We start from the raw sequence: 19,589 nt of genomic DNA on the forward strand, positions 1-19,589 counted from the left end.
GTGTGTCAGCAACCTTTCACATCATCGCAGTCAAAGACCAACATTGTCTATTATACATAAAACATTAGGCAAACGCAACATTTTTTATTATTTTCTTTTTTGTTACGTTTAGCACACTTTTATTATTATAGCGACCAGTCTATTCAATTTCAATAGAAAAAGTCATTCTCCAAAAATAACCTAATTTCAGATGTATTATTAGATAATTCTACATGTTCTATTTATATAGAAGAAACTCGTATTTTTACATAAAAAAAGCAGCCGGATCGTCATCCAGCTGCTTTTAGTAAAATATATTATTCAGTGATTGTTGTGATTGAACCTGAACCTACAGTACGTCCGCCTTCACGGATAGAAAACTTTGTACCTTCTTCGATTGCTACTGGAGCAATAAGTTCAACGATCATTTCGATGTGGTCGCCAGGCATAACCATTTCTACGCCTTCTGGAAGATTACAAATACCTGTAATATCAGAAGTACGGAAATAGAATTGTGGACGGTAGTTTGTGAAGAATGGAGTATGACGTCCACCTTCTTCTTTTGATAATACATAAACTTGTGCTTTGAACTTTGAGTGTGGAGTGATTGATTTCGGCTTAGCCAAAACTTGACCACGCTCGATTTCTTCACGTGCTACACCACGAAGTAATGCACCGATATTGTCTCCAGCTTCAGCAAAGTCAAGAAGCTTACGGAACATTTCTACACCAGTTACAGTTGTAGATTTTGGCTCTTCAGTGAAACCTACGATTTCAACAACGTCACCAACTTTAACTACTCCACGCTCTACACGTCCAGTAGCAACTGTTCCACGACCAGTGATTGAGAATACATCCTCAACTGGCATCATGAAAGGCTTTTCAGTGTCACGAGCCGGTGTTGGAATCCATTCATCAACTGCGTTCATAAGTTCAAAGATTTTTTCTTCCCATGCTGAATCGCCTTCTAATGCTTTAAGAGCAGAACCTTTGATAACTGGAGTGTCATCACCTGGGAAGTCGTATTCTGATAATAGATCACGAATTTCCATTTCTACTAATTCAAGAAGTTCTTCGTCATCAACCATATCACACTTGTTCATGAATACAACTAGGTATGGAACACCTACTTGGCGTGAAAGAAGAATGTGCTCACGAGTTTGTGGCATTGGACCATCAGTTGCAGAAACAACTAGGATACCGCCGTCCATTTGTGCTGCACCAGTGATCATGTTTTTAACATAGTCAGCGTGTCCTGGGCAGTCAACGTGTGCATAGTGACGAGTATCAGTTTCATACTCAACGTGTGCAGTTGAGATTGTGATTCCACGTTCTTTTTCTTCTGGAGCACCATCAATTTGATCATATGCACGTGCTTCTGCTTTACCTGATTTAGCAAGTACAGAAGTGATTGCAGCAGTTAAAGTTGTTTTACCGTGGTCAACGTGACCAATTGTACCAATGTTAACGTGTGGTTTTGAACGGTCGAATTTAGCTTTACCCATTAGGAAAATCCTCCTTTAATATAAAAAAGTTAAGTATATTTTATGGAAACTGTAAACAGGGTTATCCTATTTTCACAGTTTCCATGGTTACATAAGTAGTTATACTTTATTAAAAGGTGAAAATCAATTATTCACCTTTATTTTTTTTGATAATTTCTTCAGAAACTGATTTTGGTACTTCTTCGTAGTGATCGAAGTGCATGGAGAATACTCCACGTCCTTGAGTACTAGAACGAAGTGCAGTTGCATAACCAAACATCTCTGAAAGTGGAACCTGTGCACGAACTACTTGTGCATTACCGCGTGCTTCCATACCTTCAACACGGCCGCGACGAGCAGTGATTTGTCCCATGATATCCCCTAAATATTCTTCAGGGATAACAACTTCAACCCTCATCATAGGTTCAAGGATTACTGGCTTACACTTAGACGCTGCATTTTTAAGCGCCATTGAAGCCGCAATCTTAAACGCCATTTCAGATGAATCGACATCATGGTAAGAACCATCGAACAATCTAGCTTTAATATCTACTAATGGATATCCAGCAAGAACTCCACGATCAAGGGCATCTTCAAGTCCAGCTTGAACTGCAGGGATGTATTCACGAGGAACAACACCACCAACAATGCCGTTAACGAATTCGAATCCTTTACCTTCTTCATTAGGTGAGAATTCAATCCAAACGTGTCCGTATTGTCCACGACCACCGGATTGACGTGCGAACTTACCTTCTACTTGTGCAGAATCACGGAAAGTTTCACGGTAGGCAACCTGAGGTGCACCTACGTTTGCTTCTACCTTGAATTCACGACGCATACGATCTACTAAGATATCAAGATGAAGCTCACCCATACCCGCGATGATAACTTGTCCAGTTTCCTGGTCAGTATGTGCACGGAATGTTGGGTCTTCTTCTTGAAGCTTTTGCAGTGCAGTTGTCATTTTATCTTGGTCTGCTTTTGATTTTGGTTCAACAGAAAGTTGAATTACTGGTTCAGGGAAATTCATAGACTCAAGAATAACTAGATTCTTGTCATCACAAAGCGTGTCACCAGTAGTTGTATCTTTCAATCCTACAGCAGCAGCAATGTCACCAGCGAAAACTTTTGAGATTTCTTGACGGCTGTTTGCATGCATTTGCAGGATACGTCCAACACGTTCACGTTTTCCTTTAGTAGAGTTCTGAACATAAGATCCAGATTCTAAAGTACCAGAGTAAACACGGAAGAACGTTAATTTACCAACATAAGGGTCTGTCATAACTTTAAATGCAAGAGCTGAAAACGGCTCTTCATCACTTGAATGACGTTCAAGGATTTCATCATCATCATCCGGAGCATGACCCTTGATTGCAGGTACATCTAATGGAGATGGAAGATAATCAATAACAGCATCTAACATTAACTGAACACCTTTGTTTTTGAAAGCAGATCCACAAATAACAGGGTAGAATTCTACATTAACAGTACCTTTACGAATAGCTGCTTTTAGCTCTTCTTTAGTGATTTCTTCACCGCCAAGGTATTTTTCTGTCAACTCTTCATCTAGTTCTGCTACTGCTTCAACTAACTTTTCACGCCACTCTTCAGCCAGTTCGCGGTATTCTTCAGGAATTTCACCTACGACAATATCAGTACCTAAGTCATTACTGTAGAATACAGCATTCATTTCCACAAGGTCAATGATTGCAGAAAACTGGTCTTCAGCTCCGATTGGTAACTGAATTGGGTGGGCATTCGCTTGCAAACGTTCATGTAAAGTCTTTACAGAATACAAGAAGTCTGCACCGATTTTGTCCATTTTGTTTACAAATACTACACGTGGTACACCGTAAGTTGTTGCTTGACGCCAAACTGTTTCAGTTTGAGGTTCAACACCAGACTGCGCATCAAGTACAGCTACCGCGCCATCAAGTACACGAAGTGAACGTTCAACCTCAACTGTGAAGTCTACGTGCCCAGGTGTATCGATGATGTTTACGCGATGACCTTTCCATTGTGCAGTTGTTGCTGCGGATGTAATAGTGATTCCTCGTTCTTGTTCTTGCTCCATCCAGTCCATCTGAGAAGCACCTTCATGTGTTTCACCGATTTTATGAATCTTACCAGTGTAATAAAGGACACGCTCAGTGGTCGTCGTTTTACCGGCATCGATGTGTGCCATGATGCCGATATTACGAGTGTTTGCTAAGGAGAACTCTCTTGCCATGGGTCTTTCTCCTTCCTAGTATGAAAGTTTTTATATTAAAGGTAATTCTACCAACGATAGTGAGCAAACGCTTTGTTTGCTTCTGCCATTTTGTGAGTATCTTCACGCTTTTTAACTGATGCACCAGTGCTGTTTGCTGCATCCATGATTTCGTTTGCTAAACGCTCTTCCATCGTTTTTTCACCGCGAAGACGCGCATAGTTTACTAACCAACGAAGACCAAGAGTAGTACGACGATCAGGACGTACCTCAACTGGTACTTGGTAGTTTGCTCCACCTACACGGCGAGCTCTTACCTCTAGTACTGGCATGATATTCTTCATAGCTGCTTCGAAAATTTCCATTGGCTCTTTACCAGAGCGTTCACGGATTGTTTCAAATGCAGAGTAAAGAATTTCTTGTGATTTACCTCTTTTACCGTCAACCATCATTTTGTTGATTAGACGAGTAACTAATTTAGAATTGTAAAGTGGATCTGGTAACACGTCTCTTTTTGCTACAGGACCTTTACGTGGCATTTAATTTCCTCCTTTCAAACAAGCTTTCTATTTAAACTGTGATTATTTCTTAGCTGCTTTTGGTCTCTTAGTACCATATTTAGAACGACCTTGCATACGGTTATTTACACCAGCCGTATCAAGAGCACCACGTACGATGTGATAACGTACCCCTGGTAAGTCTTTTACACGTCCTCCACGAATAAGAACAACACTGTGCTCTTGAAGGTTGTGACCAATACCAGGAATGTATGCAGTCACCTCAATACCGTTTGTCAAACGTACACGTGCATATTTACGTAACGCTGAGTTCGGTTTCTTTGGAGTCATTGTACCAACACGAGTACATACTCCTCGTTTTTGTGGTGAAGATACATTAGTTTGTGCTTTTTTGAAGCTGTTGTAACCTTTATTTAGCGCAGGAGACTTCGACTTTTCAGTGATTGCTTGACGAGGCTTGCGCACTAATTGGTTAATAGTTGGCATGTTACTTTTCCTCCCTTCATTATTTGTAAGCCCACACATCCAGGTGGTTCATTTTTGTGCAAAAACAAAGTTTTTGCAGATCATCTATCTACAAAAACAGTTTTTAACGGATAATTGCAACAGTTGAAGCACCAACTTCTATTCCACATGCTTTCCCGAGTTTTTTCATCGAGTCAACATAGATAATTGGGATGTTCAATTCTTGAGCTAGTTTCACTACCGCAGCTGTTACTTTCGTTTCAGCATCACTTGCAATGATCAGCTCATTTGCTGTTCCATCCTTCAGTGCTTTTACCGTTTGTTTTGTTCCTATAACAATCTTAGTTGCCTGTAATACTTTTTCATAAGACATTTATCATATCCTCCAAAGTATCAGTGAATAGGAGCACCTTTGATATATTACCATCTTATAAAAAAGATGTCAACAACAGTTTCATTTTTTATTTTGATTATGCACTTTAAGTTATTCTTTAAAATGCGGTACTCGCTTGTTAGCGTGTACCGCATCATGTTTACTTTTAGTCAATTGCAACAGTTTCTTCGGAGGTTGTGTCCCTTAAAACAGGCTCTGCTTTGCGGTAGCGCTGCATTCCTGTTCCTGCTGGAACAAGTTTACCGATGATAACATTCTCTTTTAAGCCGAGTAGTTCATCGCGTTTACCCTTAATCGCAGCATCCGTAAGAACTCTAGTTGTTTCTTGGAAGGATGCAGCTGACAAGAATGAATCAGTTTCAAGTGACGCTTTCGTAATACCGAGTAATACTGGACGTCCAGTAGCAGGTAATTTGCCGCTTAACAATGCTTTTTCATTTGCATCTGTGAATTGGTGAATATCAAGGAGTGTACCAGGAAGTACATCTGTTTCACCTGCATCACTAACACGAACCTTACGCATCATTTGACGAACCATTACCTCTACGTGTTTATCACCGATTTCAACACCCTGCATACGGTAAACCTTTTGGACTTCACGTAACAAGTACTCTTGAACAGCCGTTACATCTTTTACTTTAATTAACTCTTTAGGGTCTATTGAACCTTCCGTTAATTCCTCACCACGGGCAACTTGATCATTAACCGCAACTTTCAGGCGTGCTGTATATGGAGCATTATAAGTACGTGATTCAATCTCACCTTGAACAATAATTTCATGCTGGCGATCACGACCTTCATTAATACCAACAACCACACCATCAATTTCAGAAATAACCGCAACCCCTTTAGGATTACGCGCTTCGAATATTTCTTGAATACGCGGTAAACCTTGAGTGATATCGTCTCCTGCAACACCGCCTGTATGGAATGTACGCATTGTTAACTGTGTACCAGGTTCACCAATTGATTGGGCTGCAATAATACCAACTGCTTCCCCAACTTCAACTTCTTGACCTGTAGCCAAGTTACGGCCATAACACTTCTTACATACACCATGACGGGTATTACATGTAAAAGCAGAGCGAATTTTAACTTCTTCAATTCCTGCACCTACAATTGTTTCAGAAAGATCCTCAGTGATAAGTCCATTTTCAGGTACTAGCACTTCATTCGTTTCAGGATGTCTAATTGGGTTACGAGCATGTCGACCAATTAAGCGTTCATCCAATCCTTCGATAACCTCTGTACCGTCTTTCAATGAACGGATTAATAAACCACGGTCAGTTCCACAATCATCTTCACGGACAATAACATCTTGTGCTACGTCAACGAGACGTCGTGTTAAATAACCAGAGTCAGCCGTTTTCAATGCAGTGTCAGCAAGACCTTTACGAGCACCGTGTGTAGAAATAAAGTACTCTAATACTGTCAAACCTTCACGGAAACTTGACTTGATTGGTAATTCAATAATACGTCCAGCCGGGTTGGCCATCAATCCACGCATACCTGCTAACTGTGTAAAGTTAGATGCGTTACCACGGGCTCCTGAATCACTCATCATGAAAATTGGATTTGTTTTATTCAAGGATTTCATCAGCTTTCCTTGAATCGTATCCTTCGCAGCACTCCAGATAGCAATGACACGATCATAACGTTCGTCTTCCGTAATTAAACCACGACGGAACTGCTTCATGACGTTATCAACTTTGCTTTGAGCCTCGTGAAGAATTTCTTGCTTTTCAGGTAATACGACGATATCAGAAACACCGACAGTAATACCTGCTTTTGTAGAATATTTAAATCCTAAGTCCTTCATACGGTCTAGCATTTTAGACGTTTCAGTAATCTTGAATCGCTTAAATACTTCAGCAATAATATTACCAAGGATTTTCTTCTTGAATGGATCTACTAATGGCATTTCTTTAATTCTTGCTGGAACATCTTCACCTTTTTCTACAAAATACTTTGCAGGTGTTTCAACTTCTAAGTTTTGTCTTGTAGGTTCGTTGATATATGGGAAAGATTTCGGAAGAATTTCATTAAAAATAAGTTTACCAACAGTAGTAATCAGTAGCTTATTGTTTTGTTCTTCCGTTAATGTTTCGTTCCCTAATGAACCAGCATGGACAGCAACACGGGTGTGCAGATGAACATAGCCATTTTGATAAGCGATTAACGCTTCGTTGGTATCTTTAAAAATCATACCCTCTCCGACAACGCCTTCTCTTTCAAGAGTTAGGTAGTAGTTACCTAGTACCATATCCTGAGAAGGTGTAACAACTGGCTTGCCATCTTTAGGGTTCAAAATATTTTGGGCAGCTAGCATTAAAAGTCTAGCTTCTGCTTGCGCTTCAGATGAAAGTGGAACGTGAACAGCCATTTGGTCACCATCGAAGTCCGCGTTATATGCAGTACATACAAGTGGATGAAGGCGAATCGCTCTTCCTTCAACAAGTGTTGGTTCAAATGCCTGAATTCCAAGTCTATGAAGTGTTGGGGCACGGTTTAATAAAACTGGGTGCTCACGAATTACATCTTCAAGCACATCCCATACTTCAGGAGACACTCTTTCAATCTTACGTTTTGCAGATTTAATATTATGGGCTAATCCCTTTTCAACAAGTTCCTTCATAACGAAAGGCTTAAATAACTCAAGAGCCATTTCTTTTGGAAGACCACATTGGTACATTTTTAGGTTCGGACCAACAACAATAACGGAACGGCCAGAATAGTCAACACGTTTTCCAAGTAAGTTTTGACGGAAACGACCTTGCTTTCCTTTTAGCATATGGGAAAGTGACTTTAACGGACGGTTACCCGGACCTGTTACTGGACGGCCGCGGCGGCCATTATCAATTAGTGCATCTACTGCTTCTTGAAGCATCCGCTTTTCGTTTTGAACGATAATGCTTGGTGCACCAAGATCCAACAACCGCTTTAGACGATTATTCCGATTGATTACTCGACGGTATAAATCGTTTAAGTCAGATGTAGCGAATCTTCCTCCATCCAACTGTACCATTGGACGAAGTTCTGGCGGAATGACAGGAAGAACATCAAGAATCATCCAGGAAGGTTCATTTCCAGAGTTACGGAATGCTTCCAAAACTTCAAGGCGCTTAATCGCCCGAGTACGACGTTGACCTTGGGCTGATTTTAATTCTTCTTTTAATGCGTCAACCTCTTTATTTAAGTCGATATCAGAAAGAAGCTTTTTAATCGCTTCAGCACCCATGGCAGCTTGGAATTTATTTCCGTACTTTTCGCGGTATGCTCGATATTCTTTTTCTGATAAAAGTTGTTTCTTATCAAGAGCTGTATCCCCTGATTCAGTAACAACATAGGAAGCAAAGTAAATAATTTCTTCTAACGCCCTAGGGGACATATCTAAAACTAGTCCCATCCGGCTAGGGATTCCTTTAAAATACCAAATATGAGAAACAGGAGCAGCAAGCTCAATATGCCCCATACGTTCACGACGAACCTTTGCACGTGTTACTTCAACACCGCATCGGTCACATACAACACCTTTGTAGCGGACACGTTTATATTTTCCACAGTGACATTCCCAATCCTTAGTTGGACCAAAAATTCTCTCACAGAATAAACCATCCTTTTCAGGCTTCAATGTACGATAGTTAATGGTTTCTGGCTTTTTTACTTCTCCAAATGACCAAGAACGAATTTTATCTGGTGATGCCAGACCGATCTTCATATACTCAAAATTATTAACATCCAGCAAGGGGCCTACCTCCCTTTCTATCTAGACAATCATTAGCTGAAAGCGCGTCATGAGCGCTTTCAGCTAAGTCTTATTCCTTGGAACCAACCTTCTCAGATTCAAATGCTTGTGTTTCTGGAACGATGTTTAATGTATCAACTTGCTGTAAGTCATCTTCATCTTCCATATCACGCATTTCTATCTCTTTTTCATCTCCTGATAGGATCTTTACATCCATACCAAGACTCTGAAGTTCTTTAATTAATACTTTGAATGATTCAGGAACACCTGGTTCCGGTACATTTTCACCTTTTACAATCGCTTCATACGTTTTCACACGACCAACAACGTCATCTGATTTTACTGTCAGAATTTCTTGAAGAGTATATGCGGCACCGTATGCTTCTAGCGCCCATACCTCCATCTCACCGAAACGCTGTCCACCAAATTGAGCTTTACCGCCAAGTGGCTGCTGCGTAACAAGTGAGTAAGGTCCTGTAGAACGAGCATGCAATTTATCATCAACCATGTGAGCAAGTTTAATCATATACATGACACCAACAGACACACGGTTATCAAACGGTTCACCGGTACGTCCATCATATAATACAGTTTTTGCATCACCGGCCATTCCAGCTTCTTCAATCGTTCCCCAAACATCTTCTTCACGTGCACCGTCAAATACTGGTGATGCAACATGGATTCCAAGGGCTCTAGCTGCCATACCTAAATGTAACTCAAGCACCTGTCCGATATTCATACGTGAAGGAACGCCCAACGGATTTAACATTATGTCAACCGGAGTACCATCTGGTAAATATGGCATATCTTCTTCAGGCAATATACGAGAAATAACCCCTTTATTACCATGACGACCCGCCATTTTATCCCCTTCATGGATCTTACGTTTTTGAACAATATATACACGTACAAGTTGATTCACACCTGGTGGCAGTTCATCGCCGTCTTCACGGTTAAAGACTTTAACATCAAGAACAATACCGCCTCCGCCATGTGGAACTCTTAATGAAGTGTCACGAACTTCACGTGCTTTTTCTCCGAAGATTGCATGCAACAAGCGCTCTTCAGCAGTAAGTTCTGTAACACCCTTAGGAGTTACTTTACCAACAAGCAAGTCACCATCTTTTACTTCAGCACCAGTACGAATAATTCCACGCTCATCTAAATTACGAAGGGCATCTTCCCCTACATTTGGAATGTCACGGGTAATTTCTTCTGGTCCAAGCTTTGTATCACGTGATTCCGACTCATATTCTTCAATATGAATAGAAGTATAAACATCATCTTTTACAAGGCGCTCGCTCATAATGATCGCATCTTCATAGTTGTAGCCATCCCAGTTAACGAAGCCAACTAAAACGTTACGACCTAAAGCTAGTTCACCTAGTTCCATAGAAGGACCATCAGCAAGAATCTCACCTTTTGTTACGTGGTCACCCACAGCAACTATTGGGCGTTGATTATAACAAGTTCCCTGATTAGAACGAATGAACTTCAACATTTTGTATTTATCAAGGTCACCTTTAACTTCTTGACCATCAACTGTATTAATTCGACGCACCCAAACCTCACGTGCCTCAACATGCTCAACGATTCCTTCATGCTTACAAATAACCGCTGCTCCAGAGTCTTTCCCAGAAACATACTCCATACCTGTTCCAACTCTTGGTGCTTCTGGCTGTAGAAGCGGCACGGCTTGACGCTGCATGTTCGCTCCCATCAACGCACGGTTAGAGTCATCATTTTCTAAGAACGGAATACAAGCTGTCGCTGCAGAAACTACCTGTTTAGGTGATACATCCATATAGTCGATTCGGTCGCGTTTTACCACCGTGTTTTCGCCACGGAAACGGGCAACAACATCTTCATCTATGAATGAACCATCATCAGCTAGACGAGAATTCGCCTGTGCAACAACATAGTTATCCTCTTCATCTGCTGTTAAGTAGTCGATTCGACTTGTAACCTTTCCAGTATCAGGATCAATCCGACGATATGGAGTTTCGATAAAGCCAAAACGATTAACCTTTGCAAAAGATGATAAAGAGTTGATTAAACCAATGTTTGGTCCCTCTGGCGTTTCAATTGGACACATACGGCCATAGTGTGAATAGTGAACGTCACGCACTTCAAATCCTGCACGTTCACGTGTTAATCCACCAGGTCCTAATGCAGATAAACGACGCTTATGTGTTAATTCTGCAAGCGGGTTCGTTTGATCCATGAATTGCGATAACTGGGAGCTTCCGAAGAACTCTTTTATCGAGGCAATTACAGGACGAATATTAATTAACTGCTGTGGTGTGATCGTAGCAGTATCTTGAATCGACATTCTTTCACGAACCACACGTTCCATACGAGATAAACCAATTCGGAACTGATTTTGAAGCAATTCGCCAACTGAACGAAGACGTCTGTTCCCTAAATGGTCAATGTCGTCGGTATCTCCGACACCATGCAGTAAGTTAAAGAAATAACTGATAGAAGCAATAATATCAGCAGGTGTAATATTCTTAATTGGCTCAGCAACGTAAGCATTACCTAGCACATTGATTACCTTTTCACCATCGTCATTTGGTGCATAGATTTTAATGCCTTGAAGAATGATTTCTTCCTCTACTACACCGCCAACCGGATTAAAGCCCTTGAAGTTAATATCCTTTTCGAGAGCAGGAATAATCCGATCAAGGTTTCTGCGATCAAGAACTGTTCCTTTTTCTGCAATAATCTCACCTGTCTCAGGATCAACAAGAGATTCAGCCAAACGCTGGTTGAATAAACGATTTTTAATATGAAGCTTTTTGTTAATTTTATAACGACCTACATTTGCTAAGTCATATCTCTTTGGATCAAAAAATCTCGAAACCAATAAACTCTTTGCGTTATCCACGGTTGGAGGTTCACCTGGACGCAGGCGCTCATAAATTTCTAGAAGCGCTTTTTCTACTCCCTCAGTGTTGTCCTTTTCAAGAGTATTTCTAATGTACTCGTTGTCTCCAATCAATTCAATGATTTCTTGATCAGAGCCGAACCCAAGTGCACGCAAAAGAACCGTAACGGGCAGTTTCCGAGTACGATCTATTCTGACATATACGACATCTTTGGCGTCAGTTTCATATTCCAGCCAAGCGCCGCGGTTCGGAATTACAGTAGCTGTAAATCCTTTTTTTCCGTTTTTATCAAGTTTTCCACTAAAGTATACGCTCGGTGAACGTACTAACTGAGAAACGATAACACGTTCTGCCCCATTGATGACAAACGTACCTGTTTCCGTCATAAGTGGAAAATCACCCATAAAAACATCTTGATCTTTTACTTCGCCTGTTTCTTTGTTTACAAGACGTACTTTAACACGCAATGGTGCAGAATATGTAACGTCCCGCTCTTTTGATTCCGCAACAGAATACTTTGGTTCGCCAAGGCTGTAATCAATAAATTCTAGTGATAGGTTACCAGTAAAGTCTTCAATCGGTGAAATATCCTGGAACATTTCACGCAATCCCTCATCAAGAAACCATTGATATGAAGAGGTTTGGATTTCAATAAGATTTGGTAATTCTAAAACTTCACTGATTCGTGCGTAACTTCTTCGTTGGCGGTGTCGTCCATACTGAACTAGTTGACCTGTCAACTGATTCACCCCTCAAATCAAGCGTTTTTATTAAACATATATTTTGGTCTATATGAAAGGAACTAGATTGTTCCCCCATCAGACAAAAAAAGAAAAAGGGTTTTTATTTCTTAAAAACCACATTTTCACATTTTGACTATTATTTTGTCATCATTTCCGTCTTAAACCATTTTTATACCATAGAAATAAGTATTTACAGGAATAAATCGGAAATTATTATGATGGCATTTTATAATGCTACCATATATGACATTTTCAAGTCAACTATTTTACCGCTTTAATGATAAAATAACCTTTTGACTTGTCAATAGTCTCTACCGTGGTAAATAATTGGTTTAATTTTTCAATCGTGGAAGGTGCTCCTTGCTTCTTTTGAATCACAACCCAAAGCTCACCACGGGTGACTAAATGCTCATGACTTTGTTCGAAGATATCATGAACTGTCTTTTTACCCGCCCTGATTGGAGGATTTGTTAAAATAGCAGCAAAATTGAATTCCTTAACATTTATCAAAGTATCACTCTCATAAATATCAACATTGTGTACAGAGTTTTGTCCAGCATTAGCCTTTGCCAGTTCAATCGCTCGTACATTTACATCAATCATATGTACAATGCGCTCTGGATAATTTTTTGCGATTGAAAGACCAATTGGACCGTAACCGCACCCTACATCTAGAACAGGTCCTTCTATATTCGGGAATTCAAAAGCTTCTATTAATAAGCGGGAGCCAAAATCTACCTCCTTCTTTGAAAATACTCCGTTATCCGTTTTAAAACGGAATAACTGATTCCTTAAGGTAAAGTCCCAATATTTCGGTTCACTTTCAACCTTTTGAGTGCGAGAATAGTAATGTTCAGACAATAAGCTCACCTCCTGAGGAGTGTTCATTAATGAGGTTACCTGAGGAAAAAAACTATCGAAAAAAAGCCCGCTTATACAGCGAGCTTTTCTATAAGGTTATTACTTAACTTCAACGTTAGCTCCAACTTCAGCAAGCTTAGCTTTAACTTCTTCAGCTTCTTCTTTAGAAACGCCTTCTTTAACAGCTTTTGGAGTGTTGTCAACAAGGTCTTTTGCTTCTTTAAGACCAAGACCAGTGATTTCACGTACCACTTTGATAACTTTGATTTTTTGATCTCCAGCGCTAGCAAGGATAACATCAAATTCAGTTTGCTCTTCAACAGCTGCAACAGCTGCGCCACCCATTGCTACTGGAGCAGCAGCAGTTACACCGAATTCTTCTTCGATTGCTTTTACTAGATCGTTAAGTTCTAAAACAGTCATAGATTTAACCGCTTCAATGATTTGTTCTTTAGTCATTTTAATTTTCCTCCTTAGTTTTCATTCCGTTATTTTTTAAGCGATAAGTTTTAACTTATGCGCCTTGTTCTTCTTTTTGTTCTGCAACTGCTTTTGTAGCAAGAGCAAGGTTGCGGATTGGAGCTTGTAGTACGCTGAGTAGCATAGAAAGCAAGCCTTCGCGTGAAGGTAGTTCTGCAAGTGCTTTAACCTCTTCAACTGTTGCTACATTGCCTTCGATTACACCAGCTTTAATTTCAAGTGCATCATGCTTTTTCGCAAAGTCGTTAAGAATTTTTGCAGGTGCTACTACATCTTCTGTGCTGAACGCAATTGCGTTCGGACCAGTTAATGCTGCATTTAATTCTGAAAGCTCAGCTGCATCAGCCGCACGACGAGTCATAGAGTTTTTGTAAACTTTGAAGTCGATACCAGCTTCACGAAGTTGCTTACGAAGTTCAGTTACTTCAGCAACAGTTAGCCCACGGTAGTCAACTACGATTGTTGAAACACTAGCTTTTAACTTAGCTGTAATTTCATCAACGATTTGAATCTTTTGTTCGATTACGCTGCTCATCTTTACACCTCCTGTAGATTCTCTACATTTATACCAGGCAAAGTAAAACCTCCACATCAAATGTCAGACATGGAGGTGCATACAATAGCCGAAGATTTCAGCCAATTATCGCATTACCTCGGCAGGAAATTAAGCTTTATAAGCACCTGCTGTCTTCAGTACAAATGTTTTTATTTAAACAACAAAATAGATTATATAAAATGAATCTATATTTGTCAATTGGTAAAAAATTACTTAACTGTAACTGATGAAGGATCAACCTTCACGCCAGGTCCCATTGTTGAAGTAACTGTTACGTTCTTCATGTAAGTACCTTTTGCAGCTGCAGGCTTAACTTTTAACATTGTTTCGAATACTGTTTTGAAGTTCTCAACAAGTTTTTCGTTTTCGAAAGATGATTTACCGATTGGAACGTGGATGTTTCCAGCTTTATCAACACGGTACTCAACTTTACCTGCTTTAATTTCATTAATAGCTCTAGTTACATCAAATGTTACTGTACCAGTTTTAGGGTTTGGCATTAAACCTTTAGGTCCTAATGTACGACCAAGTTTACCAACTTCACCCATCATGTCAGGTGTTGCTACGATTACATCAAACTCAAACCAACCTTGTTGGATTTTGGTGATGTATTCTGCATCGCCAACATAATCTGCACCAGCAGCTTCTGCTTCTTTCACTTTTTCACCCTTAGCGAATACTAATACGCGTTGAGTCTTACCAGTACCATTCGGAAGTACTACTGCACCACGAATTTGTTGGTCAGCTTTCTTAGGGTCTACTCCTAAACGGAATGCAACTTCAAGTGTCGCATCGAATTTAGCGTAGTTTGTTTGCTTTGCAAGTTCAATCGCTTCAGCAACTGGGTAAGCTTTTGTGTTATCAACAAGCTTAGCAGCTTCTAAATACTTCTTACCTTTTTTAGCCATTTTTATTTCCTCCTAGATTGTGGTTTTAACGGAATAACCTTTTAGCGGAATTACCTCCCACGAATAAAGGTTGCGCAATTACGCAACCCCCTTCATTACAAAAACAGTTTACATGGATTAATCTTCGATTACGATACCCATGCTGCGAGCAGTACCTTCAACCATACGCATTGCTGCTTCAACGCTTGCTGCGTTTAGGTCAGGCATTTTCTGTTCCGCAATCTCGCGTACTGTATTACGCTTAACTGTTGCTACTTTATTACGGTTAGGTTCACCAGAACCAGACTGAATTCCAGCTGCTACTTTTAAAAGAACGGCAGCAGGAGGGGTTTTCGTAATAAATGTAAATGAACGGTCTTCAAAAACCGTGATTTCAACAGGAATAATTAATCCAGCTTGATCTGCTGTACGAGCGTTAAATTCCTTACAGAATCCCATGATGTTAACACCGGCTTGACCTAATGCAGGACCAACTGGTGGCGCAGGATTTGCTTTCCCAGCAGGGATTTGTAATTTAACAACTTTAATTACTTTTTTAGCCACGAGACACACCTCCTTAAAGTCCGTGATGTGGTAATAGGGTTTTTACCCTCCCACTCAACAAAAGTCTTTATATAAAGATAAAGAGCTTATCAAAAGTCTTTGTCTCACAAGAGACATACTGACCTATGAAATATTACCACTTTTTATAAATGATTTCAAGTTTTTTTAAAATTACTATTTATATTTCTTTAAATTAAAGCTTCTCAATCTGTGTAAATTCCAGTTCTACCGGGGTGTCACGTCCAAACATATTAACAAGAACTTTTAGTTTAGCCTTATCCTTATCCATTTCTTCAACAGTCCCAGTGAAGTTCATAAATGGACCTTCCTTCACCCGAACGGTTTCACCGATTTCATAATTAACATCAAATCGTTTTTCTTCGACGCCCATACGTTTTAGAATTCCAACAACTTCTTCAGGAAGAAGTGGAGTTGGTTTAGATCCTGCTCCAGCAGAACCAACAAATCCAGTTACACCCGGAGTATTCCGTACTACATACCATGAATCATCTGTCATAACTATTTCAACAAGTACATAACCAGGGAAAACTTTTCGTTTTACTACTTTCGTTTTACCGTTTTTAATTTCAGTTTCTTCTTCTTCAGGAACCACCACACGGAAAATCTTATCCGTCATACCCATTGATTCAACACGTTTTTCTAAATTCGCTTTTACTTTATTTTCATAACCTGAGTAAGTATGTAATACATACCAATTCTTTTCCATTCAAGAGGACTAAACGTCCATCCCTCCCCGTACTTTTATAAAAGGCAGAGTGCCAAAAATCTACATCTAGCTTTAACACAGCCTTGTAAAAAATAATCATTTTTAAAGACAAATGAAAAAACCCGTTAAACGGGCTTTGCATAAAAAGTTCCTTTATTATTCACCATTATACCATGAAATACCTTTTATTATTCAAGAATAACTCGAATCAATTTCGAAATCCCTAAATCTATTACACCAAAAAATATAGCAAAAAAAGCAACTGTTGATAAAACAGTAATTGTATAGCGTGTTAGTTCCTTACGTTTTGGCCAACTAACTTTTCTCATTTCACGGAAAACATCACTGAAGAATTTCTTTAAGCGTTGCATATCTATAACCCTCCAACTATCGGAATAACATTGCTAGTATGACTAAAATTATTTTGTTTCTTTGTGGACTGTATGGGAGGCGCATGTTTTGCAATACTTTTTTAATTCCAATCGTTCTGATTGCAACTGATTTGCATTGGTTGAGTAATTACGTGATCCACATTCAGCACATGCCAGAATAATCTTTTTACTCATAATTCGACACCTTCATCATCCATCTTTTATATCCTTAAAAATGTAACATGACCCCTATTTATTGTCAACAACATGTGGGAGCGGGTTCATACAAATGTCATCGTTTACAAAAAATTAAAGGCTAAATTCTCTAATTTCTAAATAACGTTCCAATTTCCTTTTCACACGCTGCAGGGCATTATCAATTGATTTCACATGTCGGTTCAGCTCTTCTGATATTTCTTGGTATGATTGTCCATCGAGATATAGCGCCAAAACCTTCCGCTCTAAATCACTTAATAATTCCGTCATTTTAACTTCGATGTGATCAAATTCTTCTTGATTAATAATTAATTCTTCTGGATCAAGAACCTTTGCTCCGGATAGGACATCCATTAATGTTCGGTCGGATTCTTCATCATAGATAGGCTTGTCCAATGATACATAGGAATTTAACGGTATATGTTTTTGCCTAGTTGCGGTTTTTATCGCCGTAATAATTTGCCGGGTGATACATAATTCAGCAAACGCCTTGAATGAGGTAAGCTTGTCCTCACGAAAGTCACGAATTGCCTTATACAGCCCAATCATACCCTCTTGAACAATATCTTCCTTATCCGCTCCGATTAGGAAGTAAGATCTTGCCTTTGCACGTACAAAATTTCGATATTTGTGGATTAAATAGTCCAATGCTTCACTATTTCCTTGGTGCACAAAATCAACTATCTCTTCATCTTCCATTGAAAAAAATAGCTCGTTGCTTTTATCCCCGAAGACTGTACCCAATTAAGATCCCCCTCCACCGAACAAGCATAGATAGTATTATTATACTATTCAAAACTTTTGAACGTCAACGCTTACTTTTCACCTCTGCGCCACTTTTCAAAAATTTCTGTCACTTCGTTACTAATCGGTATTTTTGAGAATGGTCTTTTTTCTTGAATAGTTTTTACCTTTTTTTCGATTCCTTTTTCTATAGAGGACATCTCGATAAGCAATTCTCTTGCAGACTTTCTTAGAGCACCTTGTCCAAAAATAGCCCATTGCTCTGTAAAATCAGAGGTAGCCACATGTATTTGAGTCCTCCGATTATTTAAAGCAATCGCCATTTTTTCAATTCGCTCATCAGCAGTTTCATTTTCTTTTGTAAAAATAACCTCTACCTTATGATTCTTATATTTCTTCTCAATCCCTTGGACATAGTAGGCATCAAATACAACGATGACCCGATAGCCTGAATAAGCTTGGTATTCTGCCATCCTTTCAACTAAACGGTCCCGAGCTGCAGGCAAATCATGGTCCTTTAATGCCCTTAGCTCTGGCCATGCCCCGATTATGTTATATCCATCGACAAGCAAAATATCCATTTCTATCCCTCTAGAGGATGCCGCCTGCGGTATACCTCATACATTAATAACGCTGCTGCAACAGACGCATTTAATGATGTTACCTTTCCAGCCATCGGCAGGTTAATAAGGAAGTCACATTTTTCCCTAACAAGACGCCCCATCCCTTTTCCTTCGCTTCCAATCACAAGACCAAGTGGCAGCGTGCCATCAAATTGGCGATAATCTTGTTTTCCACTTGCATCCGTACCAGCTATCCAAATACCACGTTCTTTTAATTCATCAATGGTTCTTGCCATATTGGTGACACGTACGACCGGAATATGCTCTATTGCACCAGTTGAGGCTTTTGCTACTGTTGCCGTTAAACCAACTGCTCTTCTTTTAGGAATAATAATGCCGTGTGCTCCCACTGCATCAGCGGTTCGCATGATTGATCCAAGATTATGAGGGTCCTCGATTTCATCTAATAACAAAAAGAACGGGGTTTCATTTTTCAAATCTGCGGCTGCAAATAGATCGTCCATTTCTGCATATTGATAAGCAGCAACATAGGCAAGAACTCCTTGATGATTTTCATCAGATATCTGGTCAATTTTTTTCTTTGGGACAAATTGAACTATTACATTAGCTTCTTTAGCTAATTGTATTAACTGCTGCATTTGACCACGCTGGGAAGATTCTGCAATCAATATTTTATTGATATCCCTTTCTGATCTAAGTGCCTCCATAACTGGATTTTTCCCAATGATGTAATCGTTGTTTTCGCTCATTCGTTTTTTCCTCCTTTCTTTTCTTCAACAATTGAAAAGGACATTAAGATAAGCTCTTCTAGTCGTTTTATTGCCTCTGTTAAATACAAAAATCCCATTAACGCTTCAAATGCTGTACTATAATGATAAGTTTGAACATCCGTGTTTTTTGGGACTGTGCCAGATTTAGCATTGCGTCCACGCATAACAACGGCCAGCTCCTCCTCTGACAGGAGGCTTTCATCCATCATCCTAAATAGAACTTTACACTGCGCTTTTGCGGAAACATACTTTGTCCCTTCACGGTGAAGATGATTCGGCTTTACCTTCCCGCTTTGCAGGAGGTGACGTCTGACATAAATCTCATAAACAGCGTCACCCACATAAGCTAGTGCAAGACTATTCAATTGATTGGCATTTACTTTTTCTTGATAATCAAGCAT

19 protein-coding genes and 1 other annotated feature are annotated in these 19,589 nt (G+C 39.7%); all 19 genes read right to left on the reverse strand.

What is annotated here, in order from left to right:
* Positions 1–296: 296 nt before the first annotated feature.
* A complete protein-coding gene (tuf, locus tag TR08_RS05895) occupies positions 297–1,484 on the reverse strand; it encodes an elongation factor Tu (protein WP_045516545.1) in 1,188 nt (395 codons plus the stop codon).
* Between the two features lie 127 nt (positions 1,485–1,611).
* Positions 1,612–3,693 (reverse strand): elongation factor G, encoded by a 2,082-nt coding sequence (gene fusA / locus TR08_RS05900; RefSeq protein ID WP_045516547.1) that lies wholly within the window; start codon positions 3,691–3,693, stop codon positions 1,612–1,614.
* 47 nt (positions 3,694–3,740) lie between these two features.
* Positions 3,741–4,211: a 30S ribosomal protein S7 gene (gene rpsG / locus TR08_RS05905; protein WP_045516548.1), complete on the reverse strand. Its 471-nt coding sequence runs from the start codon at positions 4,209–4,211 to the stop codon at positions 3,741–3,743.
* A 42-nt stretch (positions 4,212–4,253) separates the two neighbouring features.
* Positions 4,254–4,676: a 30S ribosomal protein S12 gene (gene rpsL, locus TR08_RS05910; RefSeq protein WP_045516549.1), complete on the reverse strand. Its 423-nt coding sequence runs from the start codon at positions 4,674–4,676 to the stop codon at positions 4,254–4,256.
* Positions 4,677–4,779: 103 nt separating this feature from the next.
* Entirely contained in the window at positions 4,780–5,028 is a 249-nt protein-coding gene (locus TR08_RS05915; RefSeq protein WP_045516551.1) for a 50S ribosomal protein L7ae-like protein, read from the reverse strand.
* 166 nt (positions 5,029–5,194) lie between these two features.
* Positions 5,195–8,794 carry a DNA-directed RNA polymerase subunit beta' gene (gene rpoC / locus TR08_RS05920; protein ID WP_045516552.1) on the reverse strand — a complete coding sequence of 1,200 codons (3,600 nt, stop codon included), beginning with the start codon at positions 8,792–8,794 and terminating at the stop codon, positions 5,195–5,197.
* Positions 8,795–8,864: 70 nt separating this feature from the next.
* The gene (rpoB, locus tag TR08_RS05925; protein WP_045516553.1) at positions 8,865–12,425 is read right to left on the reverse strand and encodes a DNA-directed RNA polymerase subunit beta; all 3,561 of its coding nucleotides are present in this window, start codon (positions 12,423–12,425) and stop codon (positions 8,865–8,867) included.
* A gap of 264 nt (positions 12,426–12,689) precedes the next feature.
* The gene (locus TR08_RS05930) at positions 12,690–13,289 is read right to left on the reverse strand and encodes a class I SAM-dependent methyltransferase (RefSeq protein ID WP_045516554.1); all 600 of its coding nucleotides are present in this window, start codon (positions 13,287–13,289) and stop codon (positions 12,690–12,692) included.
* A gap of 99 nt (positions 13,290–13,388) precedes the next feature.
* On the reverse strand, positions 13,389–13,748 hold the full coding sequence (gene rplL / locus TR08_RS05935; RefSeq protein ID WP_045516556.1) for a 50S ribosomal protein L7/L12: 360 nt from the start codon (positions 13,746–13,748) through the stop codon (positions 13,389–13,391).
* 55 nt (positions 13,749–13,803) lie between these two features.
* The gene (gene rplJ / locus TR08_RS05940; RefSeq protein WP_045516558.1) at positions 13,804–14,304 is read right to left on the reverse strand and encodes a 50S ribosomal protein L10; all 501 of its coding nucleotides are present in this window, start codon (positions 14,302–14,304) and stop codon (positions 13,804–13,806) included.
* Positions 14,305–14,337: 33 nt separating this feature from the next.
* Positions 14,338–14,481: a sequence feature (ribosomal protein L10 leader region), on the reverse strand.
* 53 nt (positions 14,482–14,534) lie between these two features.
* Positions 14,535–15,233: a 50S ribosomal protein L1 gene (rplA, locus tag TR08_RS05945; protein WP_045516559.1), complete on the reverse strand. Its 699-nt coding sequence runs from the start codon at positions 15,231–15,233 to the stop codon at positions 14,535–14,537.
* Between the two features lie 117 nt (positions 15,234–15,350).
* A complete protein-coding gene (gene rplK / locus TR08_RS05950) occupies positions 15,351–15,776 on the reverse strand; it encodes a 50S ribosomal protein L11 (RefSeq protein WP_026565509.1) in 426 nt (141 codons plus the stop codon).
* Between the two features lie 193 nt (positions 15,777–15,969).
* Positions 15,970–16,503: a transcription termination/antitermination protein NusG gene (gene nusG / locus TR08_RS05955; protein ID WP_045516561.1), complete on the reverse strand. Its 534-nt coding sequence runs from the start codon at positions 16,501–16,503 to the stop codon at positions 15,970–15,972.
* Positions 16,504–16,691: 188 nt separating this feature from the next.
* Positions 16,692–16,874, reverse strand: a complete 183-nt coding sequence (gene secE / locus TR08_RS05960) for a preprotein translocase subunit SecE (RefSeq protein WP_045516562.1) — start codon at positions 16,872–16,874, stop codon at positions 16,692–16,694.
* 48 nt (positions 16,875–16,922) lie between these two features.
* The gene (gene rpmG / locus TR08_RS30795; RefSeq protein WP_081954366.1) at positions 16,923–17,069 is read right to left on the reverse strand and encodes a 50S ribosomal protein L33; all 147 of its coding nucleotides are present in this window, start codon (positions 17,067–17,069) and stop codon (positions 16,923–16,925) included.
* 114 nt (positions 17,070–17,183) lie between these two features.
* The gene (sigH, locus tag TR08_RS05965) at positions 17,184–17,834 is read right to left on the reverse strand and encodes an RNA polymerase sporulation sigma factor SigH (RefSeq protein ID WP_081954367.1); all 651 of its coding nucleotides are present in this window, start codon (positions 17,832–17,834) and stop codon (positions 17,184–17,186) included.
* Positions 17,835–17,905: 71 nt separating this feature from the next.
* Positions 17,906–18,415 (reverse strand): NYN domain-containing protein, encoded by a 510-nt coding sequence (locus TR08_RS05970; protein ID WP_045516564.1) that lies wholly within the window; start codon positions 18,413–18,415, stop codon positions 17,906–17,908.
* A 2-nt stretch (positions 18,416–18,417) separates the two neighbouring features.
* Positions 18,418–19,167: a 23S rRNA (guanosine(2251)-2'-O)-methyltransferase RlmB gene (gene rlmB, locus TR08_RS05975; protein WP_045516565.1), complete on the reverse strand. Its 750-nt coding sequence runs from the start codon at positions 19,165–19,167 to the stop codon at positions 18,418–18,420.
* Positions 19,164–19,589, reverse strand: a complete 426-nt coding sequence (locus TR08_RS05980) for a Mini-ribonuclease 3 (protein WP_045516566.1) — start codon at positions 19,587–19,589, stop codon at positions 19,164–19,166. Before TR08_RS05980 ends, rlmB begins: the two co-directional genes overlap by 4 nt.

Origin of the sequence: Neobacillus niacini, from assembly GCF_000759675.1 — a bacterium.
GTDB classification, from domain to species: domain Bacteria; phylum Bacillota; class Bacilli; order Bacillales; family Cytobacillaceae; genus Neobacillus; species Neobacillus niacini_A.

Bases quoted from the DNA above. Each gene is read 5' to 3' on its own strand.
- tuf (WP_045516545.1), bottom strand. From the start codon at position 1,484: ATGGGTAAAGCTAAATTCGACCGTTCAAAACCACACGTTAACATTGGT.
- fusA (WP_045516547.1), bottom strand. From the start codon at position 3,693: ATGGCAAGAGAGTTCTCCTTAGCAAACACTCGTAATATCGGCATCATG.
- rpsG (WP_045516548.1), bottom strand. From the start codon at position 4,211: ATGCCACGTAAAGGTCCTGTAGCAAAAAGAGACGTGTTACCAGATCCA.
- rpsL (WP_045516549.1), bottom strand. From the start codon at position 4,676: ATGCCAACTATTAACCAATTAGTGCGCAAGCCTCGTCAAGCAATCACT.
- TR08_RS05915 (WP_045516551.1), bottom strand. From the start codon at position 5,028: ATGTCTTATGAAAAAGTATTACAGGCAACTAAGATTGTTATAGGAACA.
- rplL (WP_045516556.1), bottom strand. From the start codon at position 13,748: ATGACTAAAGAACAAATCATTGAAGCGGTTAAATCTATGACTGTTTTA.
- rplJ (WP_045516558.1), bottom strand. From the start codon at position 14,304: ATGAGCAGCGTAATCGAACAAAAGATTCAAATCGTTGATGAAATTACA.
- rplA (WP_045516559.1), bottom strand. From the start codon at position 15,233: ATGGCTAAAAAAGGTAAGAAGTATTTAGAAGCTGCTAAGCTTGTTGAT.
- nusG (WP_045516561.1), bottom strand. From the start codon at position 16,503: ATGGAAAAGAATTGGTATGTATTACATACTTACTCAGGTTATGAAAAT.
- secE (WP_045516562.1), bottom strand. From the start codon at position 16,874: ATGCAACGCTTAAAGAAATTCTTCAGTGATGTTTTCCGTGAAATGAGA.
- rpmG (WP_081954366.1), bottom strand. From the start codon at position 17,069: ATGAGTAAAAAGATTATTCTGGCATGTGCTGAATGTGGATCACGTAAT.
- TR08_RS05970 (WP_045516564.1), bottom strand. From the start codon at position 18,415: ATGGATATTTTGCTTGTCGATGGATATAACATAATCGGGGCATGGCCA.
- rlmB (WP_045516565.1), bottom strand. From the start codon at position 19,167: ATGAGCGAAAACAACGATTACATCATTGGGAAAAATCCAGTTATGGAG.
- TR08_RS05980 (WP_045516566.1), bottom strand. From the start codon at position 19,589: ATGCTTGATTATCAAGAAAAAGTAAATGCCAATCAATTGAATAGTCTT.